At 53.9% G+C, this 7,802-nt stretch carries 8 protein-coding genes; 5 read left to right on the top strand and 3 right to left on the bottom strand.

Annotated elements, in window-relative coordinates:
* The 3 genes from NP590_RS19955 to cysS form a co-directional block, all read right to left on the bottom strand.
* On the bottom strand, window positions 1-756 hold a 756-nt coding region (locus NP590_RS19955), incomplete at its 3' end, for a DUF4347 domain-containing protein (RefSeq protein WP_256604500.1).
* An 897-nt stretch (window positions 757-1,653) separates the two neighbouring features.
* A complete protein-coding gene (gene fchA / locus NP590_RS19950; protein ID WP_256604499.1) occupies window positions 1,654-2,283 on the bottom strand; it encodes a methenyltetrahydrofolate cyclohydrolase in 630 nt (209 codons plus the stop codon).
* A 105-nt stretch (window positions 2,284-2,388) separates the two neighbouring features.
* A complete protein-coding gene (gene cysS, locus NP590_RS19945; RefSeq protein ID WP_256604498.1) occupies window positions 2,389-3,759 on the bottom strand; it encodes a cysteine--tRNA ligase in 1,371 nt (456 codons plus the stop codon).
* Between the two features lie 111 nt (window positions 3,760-3,870).
* Between cysS and NP590_RS19940 the strand changes: the two genes are divergently transcribed.
* From NP590_RS19940 to NP590_RS19920, 5 genes are all read left to right on the top strand, one after another.
* Window positions 3,871-4,452 (top strand): peptidylprolyl isomerase, encoded by a 582-nt coding sequence (locus NP590_RS19940; RefSeq protein ID WP_256604497.1) that lies wholly within the window; start codon window positions 3,871-3,873, stop codon window positions 4,450-4,452.
* Between the two features lie 49 nt (window positions 4,453-4,501).
* The gene (locus NP590_RS19935; RefSeq protein WP_256604496.1) at window positions 4,502-5,227 is read left to right on the top strand and encodes a UDP-2,3-diacylglucosamine diphosphatase; all 726 of its coding nucleotides are present in this window, start codon (window positions 4,502-4,504) and stop codon (window positions 5,225-5,227) included.
* A gap of 275 nt (window positions 5,228-5,502) precedes the next feature.
* Complete coding sequence (gene msrB / locus NP590_RS19930) at window positions 5,503-5,898, top strand: peptide-methionine (R)-S-oxide reductase MsrB (RefSeq protein WP_256604495.1); 396 nt, start codon at window positions 5,503-5,505, stop codon at window positions 5,896-5,898.
* Entirely contained in the window at window positions 5,895-7,199 is a 1,305-nt protein-coding gene (locus NP590_RS19925) for a M18 family aminopeptidase (protein ID WP_256604494.1), read from the top strand. Before msrB ends, NP590_RS19925 begins: the two co-directional genes overlap by 4 nt.
* Window positions 7,200-7,260: 61 nt before the next feature.
* On the top strand, window positions 7,261-7,802 hold a 542-nt coding region (locus tag NP590_RS19920; RefSeq protein ID WP_256604493.1), incomplete at its 3' end, for a YfiR family protein.

Below are 7,802 nucleotides of genomic sequence, written 5' to 3'. Positions count from 1 at the left end.
TGTGCCAGTTAAGGCACTGTCGAAGTTGACGGGATCGGTATCCAGATCGGTCAGGGCTTGCACCACCTCGGCGGCGGTGCCGTTGATGGCGGTCACGGCCGAGCCGTCGATGCTGCCGGTGCCTGTAAGGAGAGCCGCAATCGCGCTAAGATCGACCGCAGCGGCAGAAGTATCGGTTACTACTACGACCTCATCGCCGGTAACTATACTATCAGCAATATCGACAACAGGATTGCCATCAACCGTACCCGCAACAGCCGCTAAGATATTGGCAAATTCGTTACGCGCCCGCACATCGACTGGGGGGCTCACAGCCTCACCCAAACTCCAACTACCCCCCTTCTCCGCATGCCCCACTAAGCCACTCGTCGCAAAAACCCTAGCTCCGGTTGCATTGGCCACGGCCTGGACGAAATCTTGGCCCGCCGCATCGGCACCGGTGCGGCAAGACCAGAAGGCGATGTCCAGGTCGCGCTGGGCGGCGCCGTCGAAGCGACTGGTGAAATCCGCGGCGGTGATTGCATGACCGCCCAGGTTGATTTGACCGGGTGCTCCGTGCGCCAATAGGTGCAGGGTTTTAAGGCCCGGCGTTGCCAGGGCCTTGATGATCTTGGCCACGGCGTTTTCGCCCGATTGAACGAGCCAAGGCTCGACACCGGGATTTAGGCCTTCAAGCAAAGTACCAAGGCCTTCGATGCCGGCATCGGCGATCAGGATTTCACGGGTATTGGAAAACGGACTGGTCAGACGGTTCATGGGTCACCTCATGGTTTTTGTTATTTTTAATGTGGGGGCATGAATCGCCCCAAGCTGAGCTCTTGTTTACAAGCGTAAAAAGTAAATCCATTTCTATGAAAACTTGGATCAAACACCTCCGATTCGTTGGAGCGATTGCAGTGCTTTCATAATCGAAGCGTTGGCTCTAGATCGTATTAGAAACAGGCGCGTCCCGTCCGCGGGGAAGCGGGCATACAGTGCCATGCATGGTAAGCTTGAAGGCAGCCTAAGCGCCTGTATTCACTAGAGTTTCTTAAGAATCCAGCAACCCATCCCGAACTTACTATCTTCGGCGATGATTTCATGAGACCTGACGAATCATAGCGATAAATAGAACCACGTCCGATCATTTGCATGCCTTTGAATTCGGGAGTTATTAGATTGTTTACCCTTAAACTTTAAGGTTATTGATTTCGATCAATCATTATTGCTTGTTTACTGAACAAAGCTTAAAACCGGTGTTCTTTGCTCTTCCAGCTACTTTTTCCGCAATATTTCTGTGCAATATAGCGCAGATTTCTGGCATGCAAAGTAAGCCGACTGATCTCATGTTTTTTTTTAGAGTTCTATCACGGTTTTAGAAAAATCAAACGGCCGATAGGAAGCCGCATAATCGTCTAGTTATTTTTCTGTGTTATGCAACCGATTTTACCGTCATCGACAGACAGGCCGATCGAGTGGGTTCGGATTGCGTTTCAACAAGCGTGAAATTACGATGCGGGCGAACTACTAACGCTGAAGCTGGGCCGGATAACTTGAGATTTGGACGAGCGGGTAGCGAGTCTGGTTTCTCGGCGCATGGCCTCAACCAGAACAGCATCCATCGTTTGAAGGGCGATGCGGCTTGTTCACGAAATCCCCACTGAATGCAGCCCGTTATAATTTGCCTTGAACGGTGCCGTAAATTGCCGCAACTTCTTCATCCGCGGCTTGCATGATGGCATTCAACTCCGCCAGCTTGGCTTCGGCAAATTCCCGGTCTTTCAGACCGGCGGCATTGATCCGCACATTCAAGGCCGCGCTTTTCAAACCGGCATAGGCCGCCATGACCGCCACGCCGGCATCGCTGATCACACCCAGGTTACCTTTCTCGGCCGCTACCCGGCTCAGGGCCATGGCTTGGGCGCAGGCCTTGGCGCAGGCCAAGGGCACTTCGGTAGCTTCCCTCAGCACAGCCTGAATTTGAGCACCGCGGTGGGCTTTTTCCTCGTCGCTGGCCTTGGGCAAGCCGTAGCAGGCCATCAGTTTGTCGAACACATCGACATCGGCCTTGATCATGCCGATCAAAGTCTCGCGTAAGTCTTCGGCTTCGGCCAGCAAGGCTTGCATGTCGGCTTCGACTGCCGCGTATTTAGGTTTACCGATGGTCAGATTGCAGACCATGCCGACCAGGGCCGCGCCCTGAGCCCCCATCACCGCCGCGGCGCTGCCGCCGCCGGGGGTGGCTTGTTTGCCGGCCAGTTCGTCCAGGAAGGTTTCCAGCGATTTGTGTTTGATTTCTGTCATGTCTTGCTCTAAAGGGTGTAGGCCGGAATAAGCCGCTAGGCGTTTCCGGCGGAAGCGGTTTGCCGGAAACGCTGACGCTTATTCCGGCCTACGTCTGTCGGTGATTCAGTTCTCGCGGCGCCAATGGGTGTGGCCGCCGGCAACATCTTCCAAAACAATACCTTGTTCTTTAAGTTGATCTCGAATGCTGTCTGCCCGCGCCCAATCTTTATTGGCCTTGGCGGTTTTTCGGGCCTCGATTAATTGCTCAATTTCCGCTTCGGCCAGTCCATCCGCCGCGCCGCCTTTCAAGAAGCCATCGGGATCGTCCCGCAATAAACCAAGAATCCCGGCCAACTGTTTCAGGGTTGCCGCCAACAGGGTTTTGTCTTCGGCTTTGTTGACTTCCCTGGCCAGATCGAACAACACCGCCAATGCTACCGGGGTATTGAAATCGTCGTCCATCGCCTGTTCGAAGCGCTGTTTAAAATCGGCGTCGATAGCCACATCGGTAATCTCGATGCCTCTCAATGCGGTATACAACCGGGTCAGCGCCGCGCCGGCATCGTCCAGTTGTTCGTCGGAATAATTCAACGGGCTGCGGTAATGGCTGGACAAGATGAAAAACCGGATTACTTCCGGCCGGTATTGTTTGAGCACCTCGCGTACCGTGAAGAAATTACCCAAGGATTTGGACATTTTTTCTTCGTTGACCCGCACGAAACCATTGTGCATCCAATAATTGACGAAGGGCTGGCCGGTGGCGCCCTCGGATTGGGCAATTTCGTTTTCGTGGTGCGGGAACTGCAGATCCATGCCGCCGCCGTGAATATCGAAATGATTGCCCAGGCAGCAGGTCGACATCGCCGAGCATTCGATATGCCAGCCGGGACGACCTTGCCCCCACGGCGAATCCCAATAGGGCTCCCCGGGTTTGGCCATTTTCCACAACACGAAATCCAAGGGGTCGCGCTTGGCGTTGTCGACATCCACCCGTTCGCCGGCATTCAAGTCTTCGATGTTTTTGCCGGACAATTTGCCGTAGCCGTCAAAGCGGCTGACCGCATAAAATACGTCGCCGTTGCCGCCAACATAGGCGTATTCGCGCTCGACCAGCTTGGCGATCATGTTTATGATGTCGGCAATGGATTGAGTGGCCTTGGGTTCGATATCCGGCGGCAATACCGCCAATGCCCGCTCGTCTTCGTGCATCGCTTCGATGAAGCGTTCAGTCAGAGCGGAAAAATCCTCGCCGTTTTCGTTGGCGCGCTGAATGATCTTGTCGTCGATGTCGGTGACGTTGCGCACATAAGTCAATTCGTAGCCGGCATGCCGCAGATAACGCGCCACGGTATCGAACACCACCATCACCCGGGCATGGCCGATGTGGCAATAGTCGTACACCGTCATGCCGCAAACATACATACCGACTTTGCCGGGCTGTCTGGGGACGAATTCTTGCTTGCTTCGGGTCAGGGTGTTGTAGATTTTCAGCATCGGAATGAATGGAATACAGCCAAGGACCGGGCAATCTATCAAGATTCCGGCTTCTCTTTCAAGCTGAAAACACCTAGAATTGCCGGCTTGCAGCGATTTTTAGGAGCCATTATGCGCAAACCCTTTGTTTACCTGATGCTGTTATTGTTCTCAACCCTTTCTTTTGCAACGGAAAAACCAATGTCCGACACCCAAACCAAAGTCAAAATGACCACTTCGCTGGGCGCTTTCACGATTCAGCTGGATACTGTCAAAGCCCCGGTTTCCGCCGCCAATTTTGCCGAATATGTCAAAAGCGGCTTTTATAACGGCACCATTTTTCACCGGGTGATTCCGGGCTTTATGGCTCAAGGCGGCGGTTTCGACACCAGTTTTGCGCAAAAGGAAACCAAGGCACCGATCAAAAACGAAGCCGACAACGGCCTGAAAAACAAACGCGGCACGCTGGCCATGGCTCGCACCAACGACCCAAACTCCGCCACCGCGCAATTTTTCATCAATTATAAAGACAACTCATTCCTGGACCACACCAGCCCTACCCCCAGCGGCTGGGGTTATGCGGTATTCGGTGAAGTGATTGAAGGCATGGATGTGGTCGATGAAATGGCCAAACAAGCAACCGGCAACCGAGGCATGCATCAGGATGTGCCGAAAACCGACATCGTGATCGAAAAAGCCGAAATCGTCGAATAAGCCAGCCATTCAGGCTTCGCCCGCCCGGGCGAAGCCGCCAAGCCTCGTTTTGAAAAAAGACATCCTGTTCATCTCGGACCTACACCTCTCGCTGGAAAAACCCGAGATTACCCGGCGTTTCCTGAATTTTTTGCAACACAGGGCCGCACAAGCGCGGTCCTTGTACATACTCGGCGATTTGTTCGATGCCTGGATAGGCGACGACGACAACACACCGCCCAACAAAACCATCAAGACAGCCCTGAAAGCGTTGAGCGACACCGGCACGGCCATTTTTTTGCTGCAAGGCAATCGCGACTTTTTGCTGGGACAAGGCTTCTGCGCGGAAGCCGGCATCAGCTTGCTGGACGAATATGCTGTAATCGACCTGGATGGGCAGCCCACTTTGTTGACGCACGGCGATCTGCTCTGCACCGACGATCTGCCCTATCAGGCTTTCCGGATAAAATCCCGCGGCCACGCCTGGCAAAACGAGGTGCTGTCGAAACCGTTATGGCTGCGTCTGTTGGCCGCGCGTTGGTATCGTTTACGCAGTTTTTGGCACAAACGTAAAAAATCGCCGGACATCATGGATGTCAATCAACAAACCGTCATCGAAACCCTGCGGCGCTTTAATTGCCTGACCTTGATACACGGCCATACGCACAGACCCGCCACGCATAGCTTACTGGTCGACGCCAGTCCCGCACGGCGCATGGTATTGGCGGATTGGAAAAAAGACTCCGGCGAATGCCTGTGCTGGAACGGCCGCGATTTTTGCAGGGAAACGCTTTAAATCGAGAAGATAGTAATCGACGGGCAAAAAAAATCCGGCGGCGCTTCAAGTTGACTTTCAGCACCACCGGACCCTTACTATCTCCGCCGCAAAAGACTACGCATTTACTCGGAAGTTCACTCGGGAAGCGGATTTTATTAATTTAGCCGCCAACGGATTTTCCGGAGTCGCGCCCCAGCGATTTAACGCAATGATCCCACGCGGTCAGCGTCACTATGGGCACGCATATTTGGCGTACAATAATCCGCTCTGACTGATTCAACCGGGATAGCATCATGAGCAAACCAGCCGACGTCGAAACAAACTGGCGCGAAAAACTCACCCCTGAACAATTTCATGTCTGCCGCGAAAAAGGCACCGAACCGCCCTTCACCGGCAAATACACCGATTGCACCACCCCAGGCGTCTATCACTGCGTGTGTTGCGGACAAGCCTTGTTTGCCTCCGAGCATAAATTTCATTCCGGCTGCGGCTGGCCCAGCTTTTGGGAACCGTTAAATACCGTCAGCCTGAACGAACATGAAGACCATAGCCACGGCATGCATCGAATAGAAGTCACCTGCAGCCAATGCGGCGCTCATATGGGCCATGTCTTCACCGATGGCCCCCAGCCGACCGGTCTGCGCTATTGCATCAATTCCGTGGCTTTGGAACTGCGGGAGACGCCATGACCGCACGACAACAGGTACGTGACTGCCTGGATTTCATCGACGCCAGCCCCAGTCCGTGGCATGTGGTCGCCACGCTGGAACAACGCCTGCGGGCCTTTGGATTTAAACGCCTGGACGAGGCGGACGCCTGGTCGCTGAGCGCGGGCGAGCGTTATTACGTAGTGCGCGACGAATCGTCCATTGTGATCTTTGTAACCGGCCAAAAAGATTTGCCCGCCACCGGTTTCAAAATCCTCGGTGCCCACACGGATTCGCCGGGCCTGCGCTTAAAACCCAATCCCGCCGGCAACAGCGACAAATTGCTGCGCTTGGCGGTCGAAGTGTACGGCGGCCCTATCCTAGCCACCTTCAGCGACCGCGACCTGAGTCTGGCCGGCCGTATCGCCTATCGCGGCGAGAACGGCAAGATTGCCAGCCGATTGGTGAGTTTCGATCAACCATTGTTAAGACTGCCCAATCTGGCGATTCACATGAACCGTTCGGTCAACGAAGACGGCCTTAAACTGAATAAACAAACCGAGTTACCGTTGATATTCGCCGAGGCTACCGACCAGCAATTGGCCCGCGAACAGTTTACCTCGTTTTTGACGACCACTTCGGGCCTGGAAGCAGAACAAATTTTAGCCTGGGAGTTCAATATTCACGACACCCAAAAAGGCGCATTTTGGGGCGCGGACCAAGCATTCTATGCAAACAGCCAACTGGACAATCTGGCCTCCTGCCATGCAGGCATTAGCGCACTGTTAAACGATGCCGCATTGCAGAGCGGCAATACTCTGGTGTGCGCTTTTTTCGATCATGAAGAAATCGGCAGCGAAAGCAGCAAGGGCGCCGCCGGCAGCTTCCTGCCGGACGTACTGGAACGCATCGCCCTTGCTCAGGGGTTAGACAAGCAAGACTACCAGCGCGCGTTGGCCAATAGCCTAATGATCAGCGCCGATATGGCGCATGCCTATCAACCCAACTTTCCAGGCGCCTATGAGCCTGACCATAAACTTTACGTCAATCAGGGGCCGGCCATCAAAATCAACGCCAATCATCGCTATGCATCGAACTGTTTGTCCGAAGCCGCCTTCATGGAGCTTTGCCGACAGGCGGAAGTGCCGTTCCAGAAATATTCCCACCGCGGCGATCTTCCCTGCGGCAGCACCATCGGCCCCTTGGCATCCGCCAAGCTCGGCATACCCACCGTCGATGTCGGCAACCCGATGTGGGCCATGCACAGCGTGCGCGAAAGCGCCGGCGTGCTGGACCACGCTTATTTGATCAAGGCCTTGACCCGCCTCTTCGCCGGCGTGTAGCTTAAATGTAAACTTCTACTATCCTTGTCTGAAGATATCTATCAACTGATAAGGATGTATTTTGGTTTTGTTCGAAAAAGGCGGTCTGTCCACGAATTTGCTTGTGGCCGTCACCCGGATTGCGCTGTTGATCAGCCTTTCAACTGGCATGGCGCGGGCCGAGGACAGCCTCGAATACAAAATCAAGGCCGCCTATCTATACAACTTCACCAAATTCATTACCTGGCCGGCCCTGACCGGCACATCCTTCAACATTTGCCTGGTGGGAGCCGATTCTTTCCAGAATTTACTGGATAGTCTGGAATCCAGAACGGTACAAGATAAACCCATACGCATAGTCCGCCACGACAACGTCAAGCAAATCAAAAATTGCCAAATCGTTTATTTCGATAACGCGGACGGCCGTATCGACAACATAATACCGAATGCGTTGTCGGTAGCCAGCTTCTCCAACAGCCTAACAGTCAGCGGCCAACCGCTGTTTGCCGAATCAGGCGGAATGATAGGGTTCGTACTGGAGCAGGAAAGGGTCAAGCTACATATCAATCTCAAGGTTTTAAAGCAAAGCGGCCTAGGCATCAGCGCCAAGCTGATCGAAGTTTC

This window comes from Methylomonas subterranea (assembly GCF_024505185.1).
GTDB classification, from domain to species: Bacteria; Pseudomonadota; Gammaproteobacteria; order Methylococcales; family Methylomonadaceae; genus Methylomonas; species Methylomonas subterranea.
This window is presented reverse-complemented; position numbering and strand designations above follow the sequence as displayed.